We start from the raw sequence: 24,967 nt of genomic DNA, 5'->3' as shown, positions 1-24,967 counted from the left end.
CTCCTAACAGTGGGCAATAAAAAGCTCTATCTCAGGATAGGGTCAAAAATTGCTTAGAATTTCTATCCTATAGAATTAATAGAACCAAAAAAATAACAATATGTTATACAAGTCCAACAAAGACTTGCCTCTAGATATTCAAACTCGATTATCTGAAGCATACCAGGATCTTTACCGAGCGGCTTTTAACTCGGCCATCCATTGGTATGGTGAGGCATCAAAAGCTCATAAAGTCGCGTTGAGTGCTGTAAAAATGCAGTCTGCTATGGAGCGGAATGCACTTGTTTCGAGCTAGATAAGATAGTTAAATTCAAAAAACATACCAGTTGCTCTATTCAGAATGGTATCGTGAATCCATAAGTTATTCTCATTAGAGCAAACTAGCTGGTATGTCTTCTAACGATTCGCGATCGCTCCATTACGCCATCCCTATTAAGGAAATTCGCTACGATGAACGGGGTCTAGTGCCTGCAATTGTCCAAGATTATTTGGATGGTACTGTCCTGATGATGGCGTGGATGAATCAGGAGTCGTTACAAAAAACTTTAGAAACTGAAGAAACTTGGTTTTGGAGCCGTTCCCGGCAAGAATTATGGCACAAGGGGGCGACTTCTGGACATATTCAAAAAGTGCAGAGTATCCGTTATGACTGTGATAGTGATGCGTTGCTTATAGGAGTAGAGCAATTAGGAGATGTTGCTTGCCATACTGGAGAGCGTAGTTGCTTTCACCAAATAGAAGGGAATATTGTCCCACCACCAGGGGATACATTGTCGCAATTGTTTCAAATAATATGCGATCGCCGCGATAATCCTACTGAAAGTTCTTATACCTCTAAGTTATTTGCCGGTGGCGATAATAAAATCTTGAAAAAGATCGGTGAGGAAACCGCCGAGGTGGTAATGGCCTTTAAAGATGATGAAGCAGATGCGATCGCAGGTGAAGTGGCTGATTTGCTATATCATACTTTAGTTGCCTTAGCTCACCATAAAGTTGATTTGAAATCTGTGTATCGCAAACTCCAAGAACGTCGCCGATAAAGAATTATGGTGCTTGGACAAGTTAGATTGCCAACTGAGTCATTTTGTCATGGGTTAGTCTAGACTCCAGTATTTAATATTTCGAGATTCAAAGGGTATTAACTATGGGTTCAAGACTACCGACTCCAGGAACAGCATTTGTACCCACCTATTGAGATGGCGCAGACACATAGAAAATATCTTTGTTAAAGGTTTGTTTGGCGTTGCATATTTGCAGGATGATTTTACTATTTTTGTGGGATGGGCATCTTGCCCGTCCCTTGTATTTCTGGGCGGGCATCCTGCCCGCCCCACAATAATCATCCCTTAATTCAGCAACGCCGTTTGTTTGTTTGTTTGTTACCTGTTGCAGTTGTTGCCCTCTAAGTCGTTCAAAATTTATATCAGAGTCGTCCTACTATCCACTTGGTTAATCCAGAAATCTAATTCATCGCCCGGTAGTGGCACATATCTGGGCTTCGCTACGATTTTTTTTATAACGCATCTATCCTATGGAGTAATTTATACCAACTAAAAATAAATATTTATATAGTTATTTAAAGATAATGTAATTTCAACATTCAAACCCGACACTGGAATGCTGAGAACTCAAAGCATAGCCTCTATCAGAGGTGGCAGAATCAAAGCAGGAATGTCAAGGTTAGAGGATGTACCTTTGGGTATTGAAGTCAAGTAGCTGAAATATTTATTAATATTAAGAATAGGAAGTGTAAATTTGACATCAGGAGTCAGAAAAAATTCTTAATGGCAGCTATTTCGCATCAATCATCAAATTCCTCACCAACAGGACAGAAGATCGTGAAAGACCAAAAACCATCAGACTCTAAGGAATTCGTCGGAAATCTCAAGAATGGGATTTGGCTGTTTGGACTGTCATCCTGGGTATTCGGTATTACCGATCGCAGTATTGCTTCATTTGCAGATGGTTATCTATCGGCTTTGGATTTGACGCAACTATTCACGGCGGCTACGTTCTTTGTAGCGTGGCTATTTTTGAAACCGACATCTAGAGTTTAAGATCGGCAACTGGTCGAATATTGAGTAAAGATTCGGAAAATGTATCTAAAGGAGAACACTTTTGATCGCTATCAGGGGTGCTACGCAGGATGCATGGATACTTTCCTTTTAAAGTCAGAGTTCTAGCTTCATTGATTTGGGTGTATCTAAAAAATTTTTCTAATTTTCCGGAATTGATTATGTTCAGATGGTAGTCTCTATCAGACAAGCGATTTATACTGAAACTCTATAACGAAACCTTCGGGGTATATAACCCCAAATAAAAAGCCCGGTCATCAAGACTGGGCTTTTATTAATAATGAGGAGGTGGGAATTGTTCTTAACTCCTCACTACTAATTAAATTAGGCAAAAGCAGCAGTTGTTACATCGTTATTCGATAGAATTTCTTGCAACTCTTCAGCGTCTACTGTTTCTTTATCAACCAACATTTGGGCGATTTGATCTAAGATGTGACGGTTGCCTATTAACACTTCTTTAGCGCGTGTATAGGCTACATCCACAAGTTTGCGGACTTCTTCATCAATGGCGGCGGCGGTTTCTTCAGAGAAATCACGCTCTGACATGATATCTCGTCCGAGGAACATATTACCTTGCTGACGACCAAGGGCAACAGGGCCTAAGCGATCGCTCATGCCAAATCTGGTGATCATTTGACGCGCAACCCGTGCTACTTGCTGCAAGTCATTAGAAGCACCAGTGGTAACTTCTTCTTCACCAAAGATTAATTCTTCAGCAATCCGACCACCTAAAGCCACAGCCATCTGATTTTCCAGATAAGCGCGGCTGTATAAACCAGTGTCCATCCGGTCTTCGCTGGGGGTGAACCAAGTTAAGCCACCTGCGCGACCGCGAGGGATGATGCTAATCTTTTGTACTGGGTCATAGTCAGGCATCAAAGCACCAACTAAAGCGTGACCAGCTTCATGATATGCCACCAAGGTTTTGCGCTTTTCGCTCATTACCCGGTCTTTCTTCTCTGGGCCAGCTAATACGCGATCGATCGCGTCGTTGATTTCATCCATTGAAATCTCAGTTAAATTTCGGCGGGCTGCCAGAATTGCGGCTTCATTCAATAAGTTAGATAAATCTGCGCCAGTAAATCCAGGGGTACGACGGGCGATTTTATCCAAATCCACATCTTTCGCCAAGGTTTTGCCACGGGCGTGAACCTTGAGAATTTCGCTGCGTCCGGCATAGTCGGGACGGTCTACCACAACTTGACGGTCAAAGCGACCAGGACGCAATAGGGCTGCATCTAGGACATCAGGACGGTTGGTAGCGGCAATAATGATGATGCCAGTATTACCTTCAAAGCCATCCATTTCGGTGAGCAACTGGTTGAGGGTTTGTTCCCGCTCATCGTTACCACCACCTAAACCGGCACCCCGTTGACGACCTACTGCGTCAATTTCATCGATGAAGACGATACAAGGAGCATTGGTCTTAGCTTGTTCAAATAAATCGCGGACGCGGGATGCACCCACACCGACGAACATTTCGACAAATTCCGAACCGGAGATTGAGAAGAAAGGTACACCTGCTTCACCAGCTACAGCACGAGCTAGGAGGGTTTTACCTGTACCAGGAGGGCCAACTAACAGCACACCTTTAGGAATTTTTGCACCAACGGCGGTAAAGCGATCGGCGTTTTTCAGGAAGTCTACGACTTCGTTTAATTCCAACTTGGCTTGATCGATACCAGCGACATCGCCAAATGTCACCTGAGTTTGTGGTTCCATTTGCACTCTGGCTTTGGATTTGCCAAAGTTCATCGCTTGGCTACCTGGGCCACTTTGAGCGCGACGGAGCAAGAAGAATAAGCCAACTAAAAGCAATACAGGGAAAAATAAGCTGCTTAGTGCCTTAAACCAAAATCCTTCGTCGGTTTGGGGCAAAACAGAAATATCAACGCCTTTTGAAGTCAGATTATTGATCAGGTCTGGATCGTTGACTAAAGTAACAATCTTTTTATTTGGGTCATATTTGGGTGTAACCAGTGCTGTAGAGCGATCTGCACTCAAACTGACTTTTTCTACTTTGCCTTGTTGAACTTCCTGAATAAAGCGACTGTATCGCCATGTCTCTCTGCTTTGGGGTTGTTTGTCAAAAAATGCTGTTCCCAGCGCAATGACGACAATGAACAGCAGCGCGTACAGCCCTGCATTTCTCCATCTTTTATTCACTAAGGTCTATCCTCCTGTATGTTTCGCGCCATCGCTTACCGTCTCTGCTCGGAAAGGTCATTATTAAGAATTATGTTAACTTATCTTAAGTGTAACAAAGTGGCGTAGCTATCATGCTAGGAAAAGCTCCCTAATTTGCTGAAAGCTAGGATGGTAGGGATTATATTGTAGCGACCCTGAAAGCTGATTAACGGTATGAATGGGAATAATTTCGACGATACTATTAGTGTAGGCGATCGCTTCAAATCTCTCGACTAGCTCGACGCTCCAAGTTTCTTCTCGCACTGGCTGCTGGTGGTTTTGCAACCAGTTTACAAGTTGCGATCGCACAATTCCCGGCAAAATTCCGGCCTTTATTGGTGGCGTGTACCAAGTGCGATCGCACCATCCCCAAAGGTTGCCTGTGCTGGTTTCTAGCCAATTTCCTCGAACATCGATTAATATTGCTTCTTGAGCATCTAAGCTAGTTTTTGCCAACCAAGCACTCAAATAATTTCCAGTTTTATGAGAGGGGAGAGAACGATAAAATTCCGAGCTAGCGACGGCGCAAATTATACCATCATTTTGTTTTTCTGTCAAATTGCTTGGTAAAAATCTACCTGTTATCCACTCTCGGCCATCGGCAAAAAGGGTAATTCTGAGAACGGGGAAGTGGGTGAGGAGAATTTCAGCGCCTTGATGCACACGATTCCAATCTGGTTGTTGCCAACCAAAAGTTTGAATTGAGAAAAGTAAGCGATCGCAGTGTGCTTGCCAATTAGTTAAATTACTATCTAGGGAGTTCTCATAAATTCGCAATGTTGTAAAAACAGTCGCTCCATAAAGTAAGCCTGGATCGTTAATGTCTAACTCTAAAGTTTGGGAGTGAATTAATTTGCCGTTGTACCAAAAAATATCATTTTTCACAACCAGATTGCTTGTTCCTACAACTCTATTCCAAAGTGATGACTTGTAATACTCATGCGTTCCATGAGATAAAACCTGTGAGCGCCAAATCGCTGAACCCCAGAATCAAGACTGAGGTGTTTACAGCCATGATTTTTTGCATATTCAATAAGCCATTGAAATAACTGTTTACCATAACCTTGCGATCGCTTCAACTCATCAACAACTAAGTCATCAACATATAAAAACTTTCCCAATGCTAAACATGTAGAGATGCGAAATCCAGCCACTGCAACAGCTTGCTCCTCTAGTTCCAAGAATACAACTTGATATCCTTCTTTCATTTGATATCGAACTTGTTCTAGAAATTTAGCCTCTTCAAGATGAGGACGTAACTGGGAAATAACAGAAAAACATCCTAATATTTGAAATTCAGATTCTGCTAATTTTATTGACATACTATTACTCCTCATATTACTTTACGGAAACAGAATTTAGGAGTCAAAATTCTTCTTCAACAAGCGATAGAGATGAGCGCGATTTCAGATAATTTTATTTTATTTGCAGTCAAATGCTAGAAATAAAAACTTAATCTTTAGGTGGAAAGAGAATTTTATTAGTACCTTCAGGAGTTTTAATTACTTTTCCACCCAAAGCTTCGATTTCCCTAATTGCTCGGTTCCGAGTTTTCTCATTGACTTGATTATTTAAAACCATTGCCCATGTAGAAATCTGAGCATATTTACTGTTAGGATTTCGGCTCAGAAATTCCGCAGTTTTTTGGGAAGTATTAGCTATAAGCTGACTTTCTGGATCTGAGAAGTTACTAGCCCAGTTTGCTGCCGTTGTAAAAGACTTTTGGGAAGCTTTAGCGTCGCCTAAAAATAATAACTCATCAACTCCTTTATAACGCCATACGTAATAAGACTTTTCGGGAACGAAGGGAGATAGTGATTTTAAGCCTTTCTCTGAGAGTGCGATCGCCCGTTCTGGCATAGCAGCATATAATGAAGTACTGATAGAAAGACTCCGATACGCTGCTAAAAATCGCGGGTCACGTTCTAGAATGACTTCAAAATATTCTGGACTTAAACCATAACCTGTTTTATCCCGAACTTCATCATCTCCGAAGTACTGTGCAAAATTGAGATATACCAAATCTGCAATGAAATTATCATAACCAAAACTAGGTGTTTTTTTGAGAAAATTAAGACGGAGACTTTCTGATTTTATTTCTTTTTGTAGAGTCTCTACAGATACAGATTGTTTGCTAGCTATCAGTTTTTGCAATTGGGGAAATTGAATCAAAGCAACTCCTAAAATACCCACACAAATTATAAAAGGTGTAGCAATGGCTTTACGTGGCAACAACATATTTTTTGTCTTCTCTAACACAAGCAACTGATTGTATATAATATAGTTTTTGTAAAATTAGTCAGCTACATAGTCACAGTAGCTTACACAGGAAAGCAGCTACTATAGCAGTCTATCTTTAGCTCAAGAGAAACTTAAAATAAGTATATTATATTTTATGTATTGTATTATACATTTAATCTTGGGTTTTAGAGTGTAATTTACGCCTCCTGATTTACAGCATCTAAAATAAACTATTTTCTTTTTTGAGATGAAATTAGATTCTAGAAATCTAGCTTTACTTTTGTTGAGCAACAAGCTATTAAATTATTAAGTCATTTTGGTATTACTTAGTTTTGTTAAGTAATAGCAGTAAAATTTGTGACATGATTTAAAATTTTATTTTGTTCGCCATTAGACCTTTCTCCTCCTTAATCTTATGCTAGATACTGTAGTTACGAATAACTTGGAAAATAATAGTCTATCCATTCAACCAAAAAATAGTGATTTTAAAACAATAGTTACTAATCTCAACGCTGATAAAAAAGGACTGGATGTTGACGAGATTATTGATGCCATTAAAACAGTAATAGTTGAAGCGATTGATTTAAAAATTACTACTTGGGTAGCAGAGTCATCTGAACAGCCACAAAATGAGATAGAAGCTGCAAAACCAGGCAATCGAATCTATACCCGAATTAATCTTGTTAGTGGCGATATCCAAAATGAAATTGGTAGTCAATTTACCGATAGTGGTTCCTATAAAGAAATTCGTGAATTTCATTTAACTCAAATTCGAGACGGTAGGGAGATTATTCACAAGAATATCGAAAGTGTAGAAAAATTGTATGGATTTTTTATGGAAATGGTGAAACATCGCAAAAAGTCAGAACTTTAAGCATTCTCTGTTAATTATCCATTAAAACTAAAGTCACTAGACCAACTTTGCCAAATAGTTAGGTTAATTTGCTTGTATCTAGCTATCCATAACAACGCTACAGTCAGATTAGTTAGAACTGTGAGAGGATGACACTATGTCTAATGAAACTCAAATTAAAGACCAAAATAGTATTCAGACTCGAAATCGAAATGCTACTCAACCTCAAAATATTCAAAACCAAGCAAGAGGCTTGTTAAACAATTTAGTATCGTCTGTACAAACATTAGTTTATGACATCACAGCTTTAGAAGTGAATACGATGGTTGTAGATAGGATTAATGCTTCAAAATTTAATGCTTGGGAGGCATATCAAGAAATCTATTCTATACACGATCCAGACTACTTTGAGGCGAAAGGGATTCCAGAAGAAGGTTCTCAAGCTCAAGAACTGCGTAAGCGTTATAAAAGTTTATTCAACCAACTCGAAAGAGAATATTTTTACCTTCTCCTTGAGGAGGGTTCAGGTTTTTATAACCCGCAGGATGAGCGGATAAAACGATATCGTCAGAGGCTGGAATATGCCAAGAAATATCAACCAAACCTAGTTGAAGCCGATCGGGAGAATGTGAAGCTAGCTGAACCAATATTACCTGCTCCAACTCCCGTTCTTGATGACGAAGATGGAAACAATCAACAAGATTGGATTGAAACTTTTAAAGAGATTCAAATACTTTTAAATAATGATAAATTCGGTCGTACCCTACGTAAGATGTCTGAACTAAAAGCTGCGCTTGACAGTAGTAATGTTCAAAGTACCAAAATTGATATTATTTATGCTCAAACTGTCATGCAGTTAGATGGAGATATTATCACTCGTTACCATAAAGAACTTTTTAATTTACCTGAAGAAGCTAAAAATCTAATTATTAATACACATAATCAAGGAGTGATTTCTGGAGAAAAGCAGTGGCGGGGAACATTTAGTTTTCTGATTAGTTTGATACAGGGAATCGCAAATTTAGCTCGACAATGAACGCCAACATAATAAAAACAGATAACCAAGCTGATGTTGTACTCTCTCTATTTATCCAAGTTCCTCAAGGCGATCGCTTTGAACTCAAAGTTGAGCGATCGCAGTGTAGTTTTTATCTTAACGAGCAAGTTGTAGAACAGATTCAGCAAGCACAAAAAACTGGTGTTTCTCTGTACATCCCACCGAAATTGATAATTCCGCTATGGTATTATGCCTGTTTCGGCAATAATGTTGTGTTCAGAAAAAAACAAATTACTGAAAAACAGATTAGTAATTTTTTTTACGTTACTGTTATAGTCAATATTATCAAATATTTTCTGAGTAAAACCGCACGGAGCAAAGTAAGCTTACAGTCTGGACTTACCTTTAATTCTTACTATAAGCAGCCTGAATCAGCTTCAGATGCTTATGAAGAGAAAGACATCATTTTGCAAAGTATCGTACTTATTCATGGTGATATATTCCACAAAATCAAGTTGGATTTTATGCAAAATTCCAACTGCTCAACAATTATCTCTGCTCATTATTGGCTGACTGAACAAATACTAAGTTGCTTTCGGACTAAGCTAAATCTGCTAGTTTGGGAAGTAGCTTCGCTGTTTCCTGCTGGTTTGGTAGTCTACAGTTTATATCCAGCAAATGGAATATTATCGATATTTGCTTGGATAGGCTTCACTATACTATTTGCGACTACTCGCTATGTTCTTGTCAATCAACTTCAAAGACGTACTTCCATCAATTCCAAATTTATAAATTGGTTAGCATGGACGCTGATTTGTCTGATCCCTATCGTTGTTGTTGCTGCTATTCATAGCTTTAGAGATGTTAATGCCTTATTATTGTCATTCTCGTCACTTATCGCCCCAAAACTTGCCGAGTACATTTTAAATTTTATCAGACCACGAATTTGGAAAATTATTTTTACACTGGTTTCTGTCGTTACGAGTATTTATAAATTTTTTCGGTAAACCCTATTCTTATTTTTGCAAAAGTTGCCAACACTGCCCAGCGATCGCCCAATCTTCTTGAGTATGGATAACTAATACCCGTACTGCTGAGTCAGTTGTCGCAATATCTTCATCCACTGGCTGCTGTTGATTTTTCTCAAGATCGAGTTTCAACCCCAAAAAACCAAAGGCTTCACAGGCGGCTTGACGAATTTCCGCAGAGTGTTCGCCTACGCCTGCTGTGAACACCAAAGTATCTAATCCACCCAAACTGGTAAGCATTGCACCGATATTAGAACGTAGGCGATGCACATAGATATCCCACGCCAGTTGAGCGCGGGAATTACCTTGAGCGATCGCTTCTCTCACTTCCCGCATATCGCTAGATACACCCGAAATTCCCTTTAACCCAGAAGCTTTATTTAAGATATCATCCAACTTTTCGACGGAATAATTGCAGTACCGCAACAGATAAATCAGAATTCCTGGATCGATTGAACCAGAACGACTACCCATCATCAATCCTTCTAGGGGTGTGAATCCCATTGTAGTGTCGATACTGCGACCATTTTTAATTGCCGCCAAAGAGCAACCATTACCCAAATGACAGGTAATTAACCGCTCAGGTGGAACATCTCGGCCGAGAATTTGGGTAGCACGTTGAGAACAGTATTGGTGACTGATACCATGAAACCCATAGCGACGGATACCTTGCTCTACCCACTGATATGGGCCGGGATAGATTGCTGCTGCATCGGGTAAAGTGGCATGAAACCCGGTATCAAATACTGCTACTTGGGTGACATCTTTTGAGATTTCTTCAATTGCTTCTATGCCTTCCACAGCGACTGGATTATGTGCTGGAGCAAGGTTAGATAAGCTAGCGATCGCCTTTTTGACATCATCCGTAATTACCACACTATCTCGATAATCTTGTCCACCATGTACTATCCGATGCCCCACCACATCGATTTCTGACAACCGATCTATTACTTTGGTAGCACCATCAGTAAGTGTATGAAGCATATAGGTGAGGTGTGCCTGTGGGGAATCATCAGAGATTGATTCTTGCAGCGTTGCACCCTTACCAGTTTTCACCTCAATTTCTGCTACACTGCGATTTTGAGTCCAGTTGATTTTCCCTTCCCAAAGGGGTTGGGCTGCTTTGGTGGAGAAAGCCCGATCTGAAATCTCATACAGACAACTCTTTTGGGTACTCGATCCGGCATTCAGCACCAATATCTTCATAGGACAACATTAAAACATGACCTGCTTTGATCGTCTCATGAAATGTAGCCTTATGCTTTTAGCCTATAGGCATAATATAATATGGGGCAAAGGTGCGTTTCCAGCGATAAAATTTTGTTGAATTATTTTCAGAGCGATCGCTTACAGATTTTCTATGAACTCCTCCGGTGTAACTTGCGCTTGCTTCAGAATGCCGCTCAATGTCCCTACCTTCAGTTCTTGATGCACGGGTACAACACAGCCAATTGTGCCTTCCAGCGTTTGCTTCTTCATCACAACATGACTACCGGTTTGTCGAATTTGCTCAAAACCCAAACGCTCCAGCGCCCGAATTGCCTCCCTACTTGAGATTCGTGGCAACTTAGGCATAGGTGATCTCAATGCTGGTCATATATCTTGGAGATGTTTCAGGTAGAGGAAATTCCTCTAAGTAAAGCTGCGTTGCCTCTCTCAAGCTAGCAATTGCCTGTTCGATTGTCTCTCCCTGATCAACCGTACCAACTTCGGGACACTCAGCTATATACATATCGTCCTCTTTGTAAATAAGGACTGCAAAACTGCGAGTTTTCATCGTATTGTATCCTCATTCGTTTCAAGGTTTTGTTTCATCTCTGCACCGACGGCACGAGCAGCCGGATCTGAACTTTGCAGTAGTGTACTTGACACATTATGCTGCTCAACTTGGCTTCGATTTTGGCTAAGTTTATACTTACCTTCCAAGCGTGTAACAGTTATTTCAAATCCCACAATTCCATTCATCATACCTTCACGAAATCCGTCAGATAAACCGTGCCAATGCGATTTGTAGTCAGCTTCATAGGTGTCTATCATCTTGTTTATCATTTGGTTCATTGATTCTGGGGAGTCATTGAGCATGATAACTTTGGGAATACCATAAGCGTGAACAGCAATATAGTTCCACGTCGGTACGCTCTCATGCTTTTCATACAAAGTAGGAGAAATGTAAGTGTGTGCCCCTGTAAAGATAGCAAGTAATTCAGTGTCAAGGGCTTGGGATTGAGGATTTTGCTTTGCCAAATGACCAATTAATTTAACAGTATCACCTTCCATAGCAATAACAAGAGGAACGTGTGAAGCATAAGGTACACCGTCTACGATCGATACCAATGTAGCGAAACTATTCGCTCTCATAAAGGCGATCAATTTATCAATATTATCTTCTTGAAAAGCAGTTGGTCTATACATGGCAATCTAACCTTAATATCAACTTATAAAAGTCTCTTAGTCATCAATACGATTCAGTTAAGCTCAACAATTAACGCTCAGTATTGGGTTTCACTTCGTACCCCTGCGGAGAAACAAGCTACAATTATCTGCGCCAATTTTTTGACCTTTTTTTTCTTTGTGACCTTTGCGCCCTTTGCGGTTCGTTTCTCTTCTCTTCTTTATATTTAATATTTTGGCGCTAATAAATCTATGACTTCAAGATATGAGAACATCAATTCGGCAAACCATCAACCCGCATCAAATCCAATTCCCGTTCAAATATTTCATCAATTGGCAACATCTGACCATCAACAGTCATAAATTTATGGTCTTTTGTTGCTCGAATTAACGAACCATCTTCCAAACAATATTCAAACACCTCTTGCTGGCCGCGATCGTGCCACTGTGCCACAGGTTGCGTATAAATATTTCCATTATTATCAACGCTGTACACACTGCATTCAATGCGTTTTTCTACAATTTCCCCAATGGGCAACAATCCATATTCTACTGTTAATATTTCCGTGTCATAGCTTAAACAATATTCAGCAAACTTCAACATTTGCTCAAATAATTCATCCGCAACTTTTTTCGGAACACCGTTTTTCGCTGCGCCATCCACGAATTTTTCTCGCTGCTTTTGCATCTCAGAAACTTTCTTTTTACCCATCGCCCGACGCAGCAAGTCAGCTTGTCCTAAAGAATATCCAGCCATATCCTGAGCAATTTTCATAATTTGCTCTTGATAGACCATAATTCCATAGGTTTCGTCTAATATTGGTTCTAAAATGGTGTGTTGATAATCAATTTTTTCTCGCCCATGTTTGCGGTTAATAAACTTAGGAATCAGCCCCGCATCTAATGGCCCCGGTCGATAAAGTGCCAAAATCGAAGAAATATCTTCTATATTAGAAGGCTTCAAATCTCGCACTATCTGACGCATCCCAGAAGATTCTAATTGAAATATTCCTTCTAACTCACCTGCTTCTAATAAATCATAGGTTTTTTGTACATCTTTAGGTAAACTGCTATGTTCACCTTTAGCTAATATCCTCTGGGCTTTTCTTTCCTGGCGGGGAATTTCATCAGGATCGACCCGATATCCCCTCGTTTCTTGAATCAAATCAACGGTCTTTTGAATTAGCGTTAGGTTCCGCAAACCCAAAAAATCCATTTTCAATAAACCCATTGATTCCAAGTCTTCCATGAAATACTGGGTAATTACAGAACCGTCATTATTCTTTTGTAAGGGGACAATTTCATCAAGTGGATCGGCAGAAATTACCACACCTGCTGCATGAACACCAAATGTTTTGTTAGTTCCTTCAATTCGCATTGCCATATCAAGCCAGTGGCGAACATGGGGTTCTTTATCATATTTCTCTTTAAACTCTGGTTCTGGAGTTTTATCGGAAACCATCACCTTGAGTTTCGTTGGTTTCCCCCGCACCACAGGGATCATTTTCGCCATTTTGTCAGCTTCCCCGTAGGGAATATTCAATACTCTGGCGACATCTTTTAAAACTGCTTTAGAAGTTAGGCGGTTAAAAGTAATAATTTGAGCAACTCTATCTGCACCATATTTTTCAGTTACATAATCAATAACTTTATCCCGTTGTTCAATACAGAAATCTGTATCAATATCAGGCATGGATTTCCGTTCTGGGTTCAAGAAACGCTCAAATAGTAACCCATGATGTACGGGGTCAATATTAGTAATTCGCATTGCATAAGCAACTAATGAACCAGCCGCCGAACCCCGGCCTGGGCCCACAGGAATATTATTATCTCTAGCAAATTTGATGTAATCCCATACAACTAAAAAGTATTTGGAAAAACCCATCTGCTGAATCATTTTCAGTTCGTATTCCAATCTTTCTTTATAGACGGAATCGACTTCTTGGCGAGACTTGCGATTTAATCGTTCTAAAAGTCCACTCCATGCAACATCTTCGGCGTAAGTGTCAGCAGTATGACCAGAGGGAATGGGGGGTGTCGGAATCTGAGGCTCACCCATGATATGGTAAGGCTCGACTTTATCAGCGACTTCTTCAGTGGTAGCGATCGCTTCGGCAATTACATCATCCGGTAAATGGTCGCGAAATAGCTGCCGCATCTCCTCACCAGATTTGAGATACTCTGTGCCGCTATAACGCATCCGCTTATCTTCAGCAATTAGCTTGCCAGTTTGAATACATAGCAAAGCATCGTGGGCTTCAACGTCAAAACAAGAAATAAAATGTGAATCATTAGTAGCAATAATTTTAATGCCTAGTTCCCTAGCAATTTTGACTATTTCTACATTCACAATTCGGTCTTCTTGGGAACCGTGGTCTTGAATTTCTAGATAATAATCATCACCAAATACCTCTTTATACCATTGGGCAACTTTTCGGGCGGCATCAGGTCTATTACTGAGAATCGCTTGGGGAACTTCTCCACCCAAGCAAGCGCTGGTGACAATCAAGCCTTCATGATATTCTTTTAGTAAATCTTTATTAATACAAGGACGAGAAAAAATTCCTTTGCCTTGAACACCTTTAAGATGAGAAATTGTGGTTAATTTGACTAAATTTTTGTACCCTTTGGTATTTTTAGCTAAAACAACTTGATGATATTTTGGTCGGCGTTCTTGTTTTTCGATATCGCCGTTAATAATATACATTTCATTGCCGATAATCGGTTTAATATTTTGACTACGGCAGATTTTGATCAGTTCAACGGCTCCATACATGACACCATGATCGGTAAGAGCGATCGCTTTCATGCCCAGTGCGATCGCTCGATCCACCAACTCTGGTAGCTGACTTGCCCCATCTAGTAGACTGTAGTCACTGTGAATATGTAAAGGCACAAAGGACATAAGCATCTCCAAGCACAAGCCAAGATATCTTTAGGGGCCTACCTTGTGGTATACCCTTTCAAGCCGGATTTTGTAAAGCAACGGAATATTACATTAGCAGTTTTTACCTAAAATTAAAGCTGTTCTTTTTCCGAAATTGTCACTGCGATCAGTGTTGTTTTAATAGTTACAGCAGTTAATCAGCATCTAACTAATGAGTGAAACAGAGAGTACTACTTCGCCTGAAACCAAAGCTCGCCCTTGGTGGCAGCGTATCCCTCTCACATTGCAAATTCTCATCGCCCTAGTAGCCGCAGTCAGTGTCGGAATTGCCCTTGGTGCAGGGAATCCCAATCCCAGTAATGCCACCTTAATTAATAATTTAGCAATTCCGGCTGATTTGGTGTTAAAAGCTCTCCGCGCCCTAGCTACCCCTCTAATTCTGGTAGCGGTGCTGCATACCTTAATGACAACCAACATCCCCGGTACAGCCGGACGGCGACTGGCTGTACTACTTTTAACTAACACTACCGTAGCTATTTTAGTAGGACTTTTAGTTGCAAATGTGCTGCGTCCAGGGACTTGGGGTAAAGTAACCACCTCAACAACTACACAAATAACTGCTCAGAGTATCGATCCTTGGGGAATACTAAAAGATGCTGTACCAGAAGCTGTCCTCAAGCCATTAGTTGATAATAATGTCATTCAACTAATTGTTATTGCCCTGAGTTTTGGCATTGTTCTGCGGGCATTAAAATCTGAACAAATCGCCCAAGGAAAAAAAGAATACCAGCCGATAGAGGATGTTATCGGGATTTTGTTTGAAGCGGTAGTCCGCGTCCTCAACTGGGTAATAGCCTTAGTGCCTTTCGCCGTCTTTGGAATTGTTGCTAAAACTGTTGCTATGCAAGGATTTGCACCATTTAAATCTTTGGGTGCATTTATCCTAGCGGTGCTATTAGCACTGGCATTGCAAGCGTGCTACTACCTCACCAGAGTAAAATTTGGTTCTTGGGTACCTCCGTTAAAATTCCTCGCTGGTGGTTCTGATGCTTTTTTGACAGCTTTCTCAACTTCTTCTTCTGCGGCGGCAATGCCCATAACCTTTGAGGTTTTGCAAACAAAAGTTGGTTTAAGGGAATCTTCTGCTGCTTTGGGGGCATTAGTAGGGGCAAATTTCAATAATGATGGCACTGCCCTTTATGAAGCAATGTCTGCGTTGTTTATTTCCCAACTAATTGGACAACATCTAAATCTGGGACAACAATTAATTGTCATCCTGACCTCGATTTTTGCCTCTGTAGGTGCGGCAAATATTCCTAATGCGGGACTGGTGACAATGACACTGGTGTTCACTTCTGTAGGCTTACCAACCCAATACATCGCTTTGCTAGTTACCATAGACTGGTTTTTGGATCGCTGCCGCACCGCGATTAATGTCATGGGAGATATGACTGTGAGTGCTTTACTTGACGGCAAAAAGCCTCGTTCTGTAGACGAGGCTTAATCTGACGGCTTTTTAGGTAGCTAATGCTGTTGAGGCCCTTTAGCATCACATTCTTTAGCCCAGCAGCGTTCTAGAAGTCGAAGACGCCAGATCAGTGCAAAGCGTTGGGGATTCAATACTAATTTAGTATCGTGACTAAATAAAGGCTGGTTCAGATACTGCCAAAGGGGAAAGTTAATTTTGGTGTGTTTTGGAGTCATAAGAACAACAAATATTATAAAAGTTCAACGGCCATATTTGGCATTTTGTCTAGCAATTGCCTGATACTGTTTTTCTAGTTAAAGACTACACTGCGGTTTTACAATTGTCCTGGTAAAAATTGCGGAATTTCACAAAGTGAATTTATGTTATTTCCGGTTTAATACTTAAATTACACCCAACATTTCTTGGATTCAATGAAATTTCGCATCTCTACATTAAGTAGATCGGCGCAATTAAAGCTAACTGGCGATCGCGAATAGTAGCGATCGCAGTAGAAGGCTGTCCTTTGTCATTAGTAAGGGCTTTAAGCCTATTTACGTTCCGCAACATACTTGGTTTTTTTGCGTCAGCTTACTTGGGTTGATTGTCTTAACCCAACCGTATTTAAACAGGAATTAGGCAATTAAAACGTAAGTCCTGTTGTAGAAGACTTGCAATTTTGTTACCAAAGGGCTAGTTATACAGTAATTATTGATTTTTTCGGGGCGCAAGGTTTTGCGCCCCGACTTTGATATTAGACGATAGTGAAATTAGCAGCAGTCAGTGTGGTAGTGTTAATCCCAGTCAGGGTTGCCAAAATTTCATCGGTAGCTGTCACTATGATCTTGTTACTAGCGAAACTTAGTTGATTGAAGGTCAGACCACCAGACAAGCCAATCAAGTCAGCGCCCTTTGAAAAGTCGGTAATAGTATCACCGATATCACTCAAGCCTTGATAAATGAACAGGTCATCACCGCTACCGCCAGTCAAAGTATCCTTACCTGTACCACCAACGATCGCGTCATTACCAGCATCACCAATGAGGCTATCGTTACCTGTCCCACCGCGTAGTAGATCGTTACCACTCTTGCCATTGATGTGGTCATCACCACCCTGACCATTGATAACATCAGATGAGTTGTCAAAACCATTGATATTATTGTTCAGGTCATTCAGAAAGGTGACTGTGTTTTTGTTGAAGATGGTGCTTTGGGTGGAGTTAGCATTCAGGACATCAAAGCTGTCACTAATTGTAGTTTGCCCATTAAACAGGATATTGCCCACTGCTGATAGGTTATCTAGCTTTTCCAGAGCAAAGTTTTGCAGGATAACTTTTTCACTAGCTACCCCTTCAAAAGTGATTTCCAGATTTTTACTATTCTGAGTAAGTAGTAGATTTCGCGCAGTTAAGCCTGAACCTTGGAATTTTAGGGTATCCACTTCGGCAACGATCGCTGCTGATGCATTTGAGCCTTTGCCTACACCACCAAAATCGGTGATGGTATCAACATCGTCACCTAAGTTGTAAACAAATTTATCTTTGCCTTTGCCACCTGTGAGGATATCGCTACCAAGATCGCCAGATAACACGTCGTTGCCATTACCGCCATCGAGGTAGTCATTACCAGGAGTGCCATGAAGTACATCATTGCCATTGCTACCAAATAAGCGATCGCCTACTTGGACAGTAACCCTAGCAGTGCTGGTGAGTTGGCGATCGCTAATGGTGTAGTCGAAACTAGCCGTACCAGTAAATCCGGTATTTGGTGTAAATACGATGAAGTCATCTGTCAAGTTATCGGGAGTGCCGTTATTTTTCAGCACCGCAATACCATTAGTTGCAGCGCTGATACCAGTGACACTAAGGCTGGCGCTGTCAATGTCGCGATCGTTAGCTAGCAGGGTCTTTGCTTGAATAGTTACAGCAGTATATTTGCCAGTACTAACAGGATCGTTCACTGCAATAGGTGCGTCGTTAACTGGGTTGATGGTGAGGTTAAAAGTACCGTTGATAGTGCCGCCATTACCATCATTGACAGTGTAGGTAAAACTATCAATACCGTTGTAGTTGGTGTTGGGGGTGTAAATAAAGTAGTCGTCGTTGGTGTTGCCAGCAGTACCGTTGTTGTTGAGCATCAGTGTGCCATGACTGGGGTTATTAAAGCCAGTAATGCTCAATTTATCGCGATCTATATCTGTGTATTTACTTAAGATTGGGCTAACAAAGATATTAACTGCGGTATCTTCGTCGGTAGTAGCTATGTCGGCACTAGCTGGAGGAGTAGCAAAGCCAAAGATGACGTAGCTATTCCCAACACCAGATGGGCCGCGCCGAAAGTATGCTGCCGAACCGATAATCAGATCGTCAAAGCCATCACCGTTGATGTCCCCTGCGCTACTGACAGAAGAACCAGTGAGATCGCTCTCATTAATGCCGTTGATTAACAAGCCATTGCTGCCATTAAGGTCAGAGAGGTTGAAGCTGGCTGCAAAGCCACTGTTCTTGCCAAATATTACGTAGCTCTGCCCAGCATAATACTTATCATTAACGAAAGCGGTAGGTGCCCCGATAATTAGGTCGTCGAAGCCGTCACCGTTGAAGTCCCCTGCACTGCTAACGGAGAAGCCTGAATTGTTAGAAATACTGTTAATAGCAAAACCGTTACTGCCGTCTAGGTTAGAGAGGTTGAGGCTAGCTCCAAAACCACTGCTCTTGCCAAATATTACGTAGCTGTCGCCACTAAATCTGCCGTAAGATCCCTTAGATCCTGCCCCAATAATTAGGTCGTCGAAGCCGTCACCGTTGATGTCCCCTGCACTACTGACGGAGAAACCTAATGTATTTATACCATTGAGCGTGAAACCGTTGCTGCCATTGAGGGTAGAGAGGTCGAGGCTGGCTGCAAAATCACTGCTCTTGCCAAACACCACGTAGCTCTGTCCAACACTAGATGCCCCGATAATTAGGTCGTCGAAGCCATCACCGTTGATATCCCCTGCATCGCTAACGAAGGAGTTTGAATTCTCGGTAAATGGGTTAGTACCATTAATCACAAAGCCGTTGCTGCCGTTAAGTGTAGAGAGGTCAAGGTTAGCTGCAAAGCCACTGCGACTGCCAAATACTACGTAACTTTTTGCGGCATTTGGTACTCCGATAATCACATCATCAAAGCCGTCGCCATTGATATCCCCCGCAGTGCTGACGGAGTTACCTAAGTTGTCGCGGACATTGAAGCCCTGAATTGCAAAGCCGTTGCTGCCATTGAGGGTGGAGAGGTTGAAGTTGGCTCCAAAGCCATTGCTGCTGCCAAACACTACATAGCTCTCACCAGCCCCATAGATGTCATTAGGACTGGCAAACGGTACTCCGATAATCAGATCGTCAAAGCCATCACCGTTAACGTCCCCTGCATTACTTACAGAGTAGCCACCCCTATCGATCGCAAAGCCGTTGCTGCCGTTGAGGGTAGAGAGGTCAAGGCTAGCTGCAAAGCCACTACTGCTGCCAAACACCACGGAGCTTGGCTGCCCAATTGACCCGATAATCACATCATCAAAGCCGTCACCGTTAATGTCCCCGGCACTGCTGACAGAAATGCCTGAGCGATCGCTTTTATCGATCCCCTTGATTACGAAGCCGTTGCTGCCGTTGAGGTCAAATAGGTTGAAAAAAGAAAAAACTTCGGGTGCATCATTCAGCCCATTGATGGACAAGTTGACGGTAGCTGTAGCGATCGCGATCCCATCCCTGACATTGTAAGTGAAACTGTCACGACCAGTTTTACCAACACCCAAATTTTCAAATCGTCCGTTGGGGTCATAGGTGAAGGTACTATCAGCATTGAAAGTGACTAAAGCGCCAGAACTTAGGCTAATAGGAGTACCAACTGTTAATGCACGACCGTTGAGATCCGTCACTGTTAAAGGGTTGCCGTCTGGGTCGCTGTCATTGGCTAAGACCGAAATTTTAACTGTGGTCGCTTCGTTTGTGGTAGCTGTGTCGGCAACCGCAACTGGAGGTTGATTCGGAGCCGTAGTATTTGCAGAGCCAAAGATGACGTAGCTTTGTCCCTCTTCAGATAAGTTTTCCTGGTCGTTGCTGGCAGTTGACGCGCCGATAATCAGGTCGTCGAAGCCATCGCCGTTGATGTCTCCTGCACTACTGACAGAAATGCCTGAACGGTCACCCGCATAAATGCCGTCGATCGCGAAGCCGTTACTGCCGTTGAGAGTGGAGAGGTTGAGGCTGGCATCAAAGCCACTGTTTTTGCCAAACACCAAATAGCTCTGCCCAGCACTTATATTGCCATTAGGGTTGGCACCAAATACCCCGATAATCAAGTCATCGAAGCCGTCACCGTTAAAGTCTCCGGCACTGCTAATAGAGTTGCCTAAGTAGTTACCCGCATCAATGCCGTCGATCGCGAAACCGTTGCTGCCGTTAAGAGTGGAAAGGTTGAAGTTAGCTGTAAAGCCACTAGTGCTGCCAAAGACTACGTAGCTCTCCCCAACCCCTAACTGGTCGTTGGGGTCAGCACCAGGTGCCCCGATAATCAGGTCGTCTAAGCCGTCACCGTTGATGTCTCCGGCATTGCTGACGGAACTTCCTAAACGGTCGTTTGCATCAATACCATTGAGCGTAAAGCCGTTGCTACCATTGAGGTCAGAGGGGTTGAGGCTGGCTGCAAAGCCACTACTCTTGCCAAACACCACATAGCTTTGTCCAGCATATCGCTGACCGTTGGGATTGGCATTGCTTGCCCCAATAATCAGATCGTCGAAACCGTCACCGTTGAAGTCTCCGGCACTGCTAACAGAGGAGCCTAAGTAGTTACCTACATCAATGCCGTTGATTGCGAAGCCGTTGCTGCCGTTAAGAGTGGAAAGGTTGAGGTTAGCTGTAAAGCCACTACCACTACCAAAGACTACGTAGCTCCCATTATTACGCGACCCAATAATTAGGTCGTCAAAGCCATCGCCGTTAATGTCTCCTGCATTGCTGACAGAGAAGCCTAATTGATCGAATGTATTCAAGCCGTTGCTCACGAAGCCGTTGTCGCCATTCAGGTCAGAGAGGTTGAAGCTGGCTCCAAAGCCATCACTACCAAACACCACGTAGCTCTTTCCAGGAATGGTATCGCTGAAACCGAAATAATCTGGTGCGCCGATAATCAGGTCGTCAAAGCCATCGCTGTTGATGTCCCCCGCATTACTGACGGAGCTGCCCGATCTCTCAAATGCATCAATACCGTTAATAACAAAGCCATTGCTGCCGTCAAGGTCAGAGGGGTTGAGGCTGGCTGCAAAGCCACTGCTCTTGCCAAACAGCACGTAGCTTTTCCCGGCATACGTGGAGGCACCAGGTGAGCCAATAATCAGGTCGTCAAAGCCGTCGCCATTGATATCTCCCGCATTGCTGACGGAATCGCCTAACAAGTCTCTACCATCGATACCGTTGATTACAAAGCCGTTTTTGCCGTTGAGGTCAGATAAGTTAAAAACTGCTGAATTAGATGCCATTGATGTTGATTCCTTTTAATTTTGAAATTTTGAATTGTTTCTCATCCCACCGTTACTACCCGCCGAATTTCGTCGCTGCGAAACCCGATCGCCATTGGACGACGTATGCCCAAAAGTGCTACCACGTCGTACAATTCCAGCACCACCCCTTCTATTCGCAGGGAATGGACAATATCACCGCTTCTTAGGTCAATTACTAATAAGCCGCAGCGAGGCTCAACGTTTTTTTGGTGTAATTTATCGTCCAAAGCCAAACCACTGAAGGTTTTGTTGTGTCTGGGTTGGGAAATTCCCACCACTGCAAAGTCACCATAAAATACACAACCACGCAGATATCCGGGACAGAAAGCAACTGGTTCAAACACTCCCCGCTTTAAGTCGGCAAAGCCAAACTCTCCTGCACCTGAGTTGAGTAGCCAGAGTTTTTCCTGATGCCACCTGGGAGAGTGGGGCATAGACAACCCCCGTAACACAATTTCATTGCTTTCTACGTCAATGACACAACCCCCATTTGCCCGATGTTCCCGCCAGCTTTCTGCTACGTCCGATTGGCTGATAGCAGTAACGTATTTGGCTTTTCCTGACTGCATTGCTAACCCATTTAGGTGACATCTATCTTCCGCCGCCAGCTTGCTGATAAACGGTGGCTGCCACAAGGGAACAAAACTGTGGGTTTCGCTGACTGTTCCCAAACAACTAAATAAAGTATTGACAAATAATAATTTTTGTGGTTTTAAATCTTTCTCTTCTGCTTTACTCAAAGCGATATCATGAATATCCAAATCTCCTGTCACATAACTCATCTGGGGCAAATAGAGAGCATCGTAACCTTGATGGTTTTGTCCGGGTTGGATAATGTTTTCAAATTTCCAAAGTTGGTATAGGGAACTCATGTAAAGGCTGTTGCCATTGGCATACAACCCCATACACCTTTCAAAGCTGCGTTCAAATACAGATAATTTACCGTTTGCTTGCAAGCCGATAAAGAACAACTTCCCCGCTTGATAAGTAGTGAAGGATAGACTGAGATTTTGCTCATACAGCCAAGCGGTGAACTGGCGAGAAGCGTTGATTTCTAAAGATGGTTTGTCAGTAATGCGATCGCTGGGATTCACTTGGCACAGACTCCTTGATAACTCTGATGTTCGGTAGGTAAGAATTTCGCCGCAGGGCAAAAATAACTTTTGACTCGATTCTCCTACTGTTGAACGTAAACTAAGTAATGCCACAGCAACAGATGACCTCTGTCGAGACAGTTCCTAGCCAGTGGTTCTTCATTTCAGAAATTTATCAGAGTATTGTCAGAGTCTCTTTAAAACAATAGATGGTTTTGTAATACAAAGATATATTGTGTATACTCTAAAACCTTGAAGTCTGAAACATCTCTCTAAAGATAGATAACTAAAATTTACTTGTGCCTATTCTGCATCTTGACAAAAAAATTGGGATGGGCATTTTGCCCGTCCCATAATAAAAAAGAGAATTTTTGTCATAGAACGCCTTGGCTATATTTAAGCTAAAGCGGTTTCGTTAAATTACATTTCTCACTATCTAATAATGAGTGCCAGTTTTGCGATGGTTGATGGCAGTAACAGCATCAGGCTTGAGTAATTTACCTTCATCTACAGTTGCATATACAACCCAGTGATCGCCACATTCCAGACGTTGGTTGACTGAGCATTCTAAATATGCTAGCGCGTCGGTGAGAACGGTACAACCGTTATCTGCAACTGCTGTACTAAAATTGGCAAATCGGTCTTCCCCAGGCGCGAAAGATTTACGGAAATGCTTCATGTAATCTTGGTGGTTGCCTTCAGGTAGAATATTTAAGGCAAACTTACCGCCTGGATACATCAAAGATTCGATCGCTCGGTCTTTGGCGATCGCCAAAGATATTCCGGGTGGGTTAAAGGTGGCTTGAGAAACCCAAGCGCCTAACATTGCGGTAGACACTTCTCCTTGTTTCGCTGTCACCACGCAGACGGAACCAACAATCCGACCAACAGCTTGTTCCACTGGGGTAGCGGCTTGTTGTGGTACGCGTACCTTTTTAGCCTTTTTCAGCGCTTGAGCAAAGTCTGTACCTAGTTCTTCACAGAATTTGAGTGTGACATCATCAGGTTTAAACTTGACCTTCAGAGTATCAAAGCCAAAGCGATATCCAGAATCCCGGAGTTTACCTTCGATTAAGTCAAAGGCTTCGCCACTCCAGCCATAAGAACCAAAGACCCCAGCGAGTTTGCTGTTATCACCGCTTGAGATCACAATCCCTAAAGCAGTATGAATCGGAGTTGGCGCATGACCACCGATGGTAGGAGAACCGATGATAAAACCTTCTGACTGTGCTAAGTTGATGCGAATTTCATCAGGGGTAGCAAATTCGCAGTTAATCGATTTGACTGCAACTCCACCTTTAGTTAGTCCGAGAGCGATCGCTTGTGCTAAAGTCGCCGTATTGCCGTAAGCTGAAGCGTAAAGTAGGGCAACGGAAATCTCGCGATCGTTGTGAGAACGGCTCCACTCTGCATAAGCTTTGGTAAGCTCGATTAAACTGGTGCGTACTAAAGGCCCGTGACCGACAGCATACATTCTCACCTGCAAATCTGATATTTTCTCCAAAGCTGCTTGCACATGAGGAGTTTGGGGAGCCATCAGGCAGTTAAAGTAGTAACGCTGGTCTTCTTTGAGCGCTTCCCAGTTATCATCGAACACTTCATCACCACAGAGATGAGTTGCAAATAACTTATCTGTGTAGAGAATTTGGGTTTGGCGATCGTAAGTACAAAGTCCTTCCGGCCAACGCGGACTGGGAGTGGGCAAGAATTTCAAAACATGACCCTTGCCTAAGTCCAGAGTTTCTTTCCCCCGCATCACCAAGACCTTCAAATCTTGTTCTAAGAAAGCAGCACGCAAATTGTTCGCACCGGGAAGAGAACAGACAAAAGTTACCTGTGGTGCCAGTTCTAAAATTGCTTTGAGGGTTGCAACTCGATTGGGACTAAAATGACCCAGGATTATATAATCCAAACTTTGTAAATCTAAAGTCTGCCGCAATGCCTCTAAATAAATTTCGGTAAAGCTTTCTGGCGGTGGATCGATAAGTGCGGTTTTATCAGCTTCAATTAAATAGCAATTGGAGGTAGTACCTCTTTCAAGTGCGTATTCAATTTCAAACCGCAGACGTGACCAACTACGTGCTCTGATCGCCTTAGTATTTGTAGCAATTGGTAGAACTTGTACGTCGCGTGGCTTGGAATTGGTCATAGCTGTTGGTAAAGTTGGGGAACAGAGACTGGGGAATGGGGACTGGGGACTGGGGAAT

20 protein-coding genes are annotated in these 24,967 nt (G+C 42.3%); 7 read left to right on the top strand and 13 right to left on the bottom strand.

All coding sequences use genetic code 11. From position 1 onward, the window contains the following. Positions 1-100: 100 nt before the first annotated feature. From CDG77_RS18845 to CDG77_RS18835, 3 genes are all read left to right on the top strand, one after another. A complete protein-coding gene (locus CDG77_RS18845; protein ID WP_094330867.1) occupies positions 101-295 on the top strand; it encodes a ChaB family protein in 195 nt (64 codons plus the stop codon). A gap of 94 nt (positions 296-389) precedes the next feature. Beyond that, on the top strand, positions 390-1,040 hold the full coding sequence (hisIE, locus tag CDG77_RS18840; RefSeq protein ID WP_094330866.1) for a bifunctional phosphoribosyl-AMP cyclohydrolase/phosphoribosyl-ATP diphosphatase HisIE: 651 nt from the start codon (positions 390-392) through the stop codon (positions 1,038-1,040). 798 nt (positions 1,041-1,838) lie between these two features. Then, positions 1,839-2,057: a hypothetical protein gene (locus tag CDG77_RS18835; protein WP_094330884.1), complete on the top strand. Its 219-nt coding sequence runs from the start codon at positions 1,839-1,841 to the stop codon at positions 2,055-2,057. A gap of 342 nt (positions 2,058-2,399) precedes the next feature. Here the strand turns inward: CDG77_RS18835 and ftsH3 are convergent, their stop codons facing one another. The 4 genes from ftsH3 to CDG77_RS18815 form a co-directional block, all read right to left on the bottom strand. After that, positions 2,400-4,241 carry an ATP-dependent zinc metalloprotease FtsH3 gene (gene ftsH3 / locus CDG77_RS18830; protein WP_094330865.1) on the bottom strand — a complete coding sequence of 614 codons (1,842 nt, stop codon included), beginning with the start codon at positions 4,239-4,241 and terminating at the stop codon, positions 2,400-2,402. A gap of 111 nt (positions 4,242-4,352) precedes the next feature. Next, positions 4,353-5,147 carry an aminotransferase class IV gene (locus CDG77_RS18825; RefSeq protein WP_223269875.1) on the bottom strand — a complete coding sequence of 265 codons (795 nt, stop codon included), beginning with the start codon at positions 5,145-5,147 and terminating at the stop codon, positions 4,353-4,355. Positions 5,148-5,164: 17 nt separating this feature from the next. Beyond that, positions 5,165-5,584, bottom strand: a complete 420-nt coding sequence (locus CDG77_RS18820) for a GNAT family N-acetyltransferase (RefSeq protein WP_094330864.1) — start codon at positions 5,582-5,584, stop codon at positions 5,165-5,167. A gap of 130 nt (positions 5,585-5,714) precedes the next feature. After that, a complete protein-coding gene (locus CDG77_RS18815) occupies positions 5,715-6,500 on the bottom strand; it encodes a hypothetical protein (protein ID WP_094330863.1) in 786 nt (261 codons plus the stop codon). Between the two features lie 418 nt (positions 6,501-6,918). Here CDG77_RS18815 and CDG77_RS18810 point away from each other — a divergent pair, with 418 nt between their 5' ends. From CDG77_RS18810 to CDG77_RS18800, 3 genes are all read left to right on the top strand, one after another. After that, positions 6,919-7,377 (top strand): hypothetical protein, encoded by a 459-nt coding sequence (locus CDG77_RS18810; protein ID WP_094330862.1) that lies wholly within the window; start codon positions 6,919-6,921, stop codon positions 7,375-7,377. Between the two features lie 136 nt (positions 7,378-7,513). Next, positions 7,514-8,392: a hypothetical protein gene (locus CDG77_RS18805; RefSeq protein ID WP_094330861.1), complete on the top strand. Its 879-nt coding sequence runs from the start codon at positions 7,514-7,516 to the stop codon at positions 8,390-8,392. Next, positions 8,389-9,360, top strand: coding sequence for a hypothetical protein (locus tag CDG77_RS18800; protein ID WP_094330860.1), 972 nt, complete (start codon positions 8,389-8,391; stop codon positions 9,358-9,360). Before CDG77_RS18805 ends, CDG77_RS18800 begins: the two co-directional genes overlap by 4 nt. A 9-nt stretch (positions 9,361-9,369) precedes the next feature. Here the strand turns inward: CDG77_RS18800 and CDG77_RS18795 are convergent, their stop codons facing one another. The 5 genes from CDG77_RS18795 to CDG77_RS18775 all read right to left on the bottom strand — a co-directional run bounded on the left by CDG77_RS18795 (position 9,370) and on the right by CDG77_RS18775 (position 14,677). Then, positions 9,370-10,587, bottom strand: a complete 1,218-nt coding sequence (locus tag CDG77_RS18795) for an acetate kinase (protein ID WP_094330859.1) — start codon at positions 10,585-10,587, stop codon at positions 9,370-9,372. Positions 10,588-10,728: 141 nt separating this feature from the next. Further along, on the bottom strand, positions 10,729-10,956 hold the full coding sequence (locus CDG77_RS18790; protein WP_094330858.1) for a type II toxin-antitoxin system HicA family toxin: 228 nt from the start codon (positions 10,954-10,956) through the stop codon (positions 10,729-10,731). Next, positions 10,949-11,158 (bottom strand): type II toxin-antitoxin system HicB family antitoxin, encoded by a 210-nt coding sequence (locus CDG77_RS18785; protein ID WP_094330857.1) that lies wholly within the window; start codon positions 11,156-11,158, stop codon positions 10,949-10,951. The genes CDG77_RS18790 and CDG77_RS18785 overlap by 8 nt, the downstream gene beginning before the upstream one ends. Next, positions 11,155-11,793, bottom strand: coding sequence for an FMN-binding negative transcriptional regulator (locus CDG77_RS18780; protein WP_094330856.1), 639 nt, complete (start codon positions 11,791-11,793; stop codon positions 11,155-11,157). The genes CDG77_RS18785 and CDG77_RS18780 overlap by 4 nt, the downstream gene beginning before the upstream one ends. Positions 11,794-12,046: 253 nt before the next feature. Beyond that, the gene (locus CDG77_RS18775) at positions 12,047-14,677 is read right to left on the bottom strand and encodes a DNA polymerase III subunit alpha (protein WP_094330855.1); all 2,631 of its coding nucleotides are present in this window, start codon (positions 14,675-14,677) and stop codon (positions 12,047-12,049) included. 193 nt (positions 14,678-14,870) lie between these two features. On the opposite strand from CDG77_RS18775, the gene CDG77_RS18770 reads away from it, so the two are divergent. After that, the gene (locus tag CDG77_RS18770; protein WP_094330854.1) at positions 14,871-16,163 is read left to right on the top strand and encodes a dicarboxylate/amino acid:cation symporter; all 1,293 of its coding nucleotides are present in this window, start codon (positions 14,871-14,873) and stop codon (positions 16,161-16,163) included. Positions 16,164-16,183: 20 nt separating this feature from the next. Here the strand turns inward: CDG77_RS18770 and CDG77_RS37710 are convergent, their stop codons facing one another. The 4 genes from CDG77_RS37710 to CDG77_RS18750 form a co-directional block, all read right to left on the bottom strand. Further along, positions 16,184-16,363 (bottom strand): hypothetical protein, encoded by a 180-nt coding sequence (locus CDG77_RS37710; RefSeq protein ID WP_223269874.1) that lies wholly within the window; start codon positions 16,361-16,363, stop codon positions 16,184-16,186. Positions 16,364-16,878: 515 nt separating this feature from the next. After that, positions 16,879-21,645: a beta strand repeat-containing protein gene (locus CDG77_RS18760; RefSeq protein ID WP_094330852.1), complete on the bottom strand. Its 4,767-nt coding sequence runs from the start codon at positions 21,643-21,645 to the stop codon at positions 16,879-16,881. 41 nt (positions 21,646-21,686) lie between these two features. Continuing rightward, the gene (locus CDG77_RS18755) at positions 21,687-22,874 is read right to left on the bottom strand and encodes a TIGR03032 family protein (protein ID WP_223269873.1); all 1,188 of its coding nucleotides are present in this window, start codon (positions 22,872-22,874) and stop codon (positions 21,687-21,689) included. Between the two features lie 322 nt (positions 22,875-23,196). Further along, on the bottom strand, positions 23,197-24,909 hold the full coding sequence (locus tag CDG77_RS18750) for a diflavin flavoprotein (RefSeq protein WP_094330881.1): 1,713 nt from the start codon (positions 24,907-24,909) through the stop codon (positions 23,197-23,199). Positions 24,910-24,967 lie beyond the last annotated feature (58 nt).

The sequence above is a fragment of the Nostoc sp. 'Peltigera membranacea cyanobiont' 213 genome, assembly GCF_002245975.1.
Taxonomy (GTDB): Bacteria; Cyanobacteriota; Cyanobacteriia; order Cyanobacteriales; family Nostocaceae; genus Nostoc.
This window is presented reverse-complemented; position numbering and strand designations above follow the sequence as displayed.

Coding starts and splice junctions, on each gene's coding strand:
- CDG77_RS18845 (WP_094330867.1), top strand. CDS start 101: ATGTTATACAAGTCCAACAAAGACTTGCCTCTAGATATTCAAACTCGA.
- hisIE (WP_094330866.1), top strand. CDS start 390: ATGTCTTCTAACGATTCGCGATCGCTCCATTACGCCATCCCTATTAAG.
- CDG77_RS18820 (WP_094330864.1), bottom strand. CDS start 5,584: ATGTCAATAAAATTAGCAGAATCTGAATTTCAAATATTAGGATGTTTT.
- CDG77_RS18815 (WP_094330863.1), bottom strand. CDS start 6,500: ATGTTGTTGCCACGTAAAGCCATTGCTACACCTTTTATAATTTGTGTG.
- CDG77_RS18810 (WP_094330862.1), top strand. CDS start 6,919: ATGCTAGATACTGTAGTTACGAATAACTTGGAAAATAATAGTCTATCC.
- CDG77_RS18805 (WP_094330861.1), top strand. CDS start 7,514: ATGTCTAATGAAACTCAAATTAAAGACCAAAATAGTATTCAGACTCGA.
- CDG77_RS18800 (WP_094330860.1), top strand. CDS start 8,389: ATGAACGCCAACATAATAAAAACAGATAACCAAGCTGATGTTGTACTC.
- CDG77_RS18795 (WP_094330859.1), bottom strand. CDS start 10,587: ATGAAGATATTGGTGCTGAATGCCGGATCGAGTACCCAAAAGAGTTGT.
- CDG77_RS18790 (WP_094330858.1), bottom strand. CDS start 10,956: ATGCCTAAGTTGCCACGAATCTCAAGTAGGGAGGCAATTCGGGCGCTG.
- CDG77_RS18785 (WP_094330857.1), bottom strand. CDS start 11,158: ATGAAAACTCGCAGTTTTGCAGTCCTTATTTACAAAGAGGACGATATG.
- CDG77_RS18780 (WP_094330856.1), bottom strand. CDS start 11,793: ATGTATAGACCAACTGCTTTTCAAGAAGATAATATTGATAAATTGATC.
- CDG77_RS18775 (WP_094330855.1), bottom strand. CDS start 14,677: ATGTCCTTTGTGCCTTTACATATTCACAGTGACTACAGTCTACTAGAT.
- CDG77_RS18770 (WP_094330854.1), top strand. CDS start 14,871: ATGAGTGAAACAGAGAGTACTACTTCGCCTGAAACCAAAGCTCGCCCT.
- CDG77_RS37710 (WP_223269874.1), bottom strand. CDS start 16,363: ATGACTCCAAAACACACCAAAATTAACTTTCCCCTTTGGCAGTATCTG.
- CDG77_RS18760 (WP_094330852.1), bottom strand. CDS start 21,645: ATGGCATCTAATTCAGCAGTTTTTAACTTATCTGACCTCAACGGCAAA.
- CDG77_RS18750 (WP_094330881.1), bottom strand. CDS start 24,909: ATGACCAATTCCAAGCCACGCGACGTACAAGTTCTACCAATTGCTACA.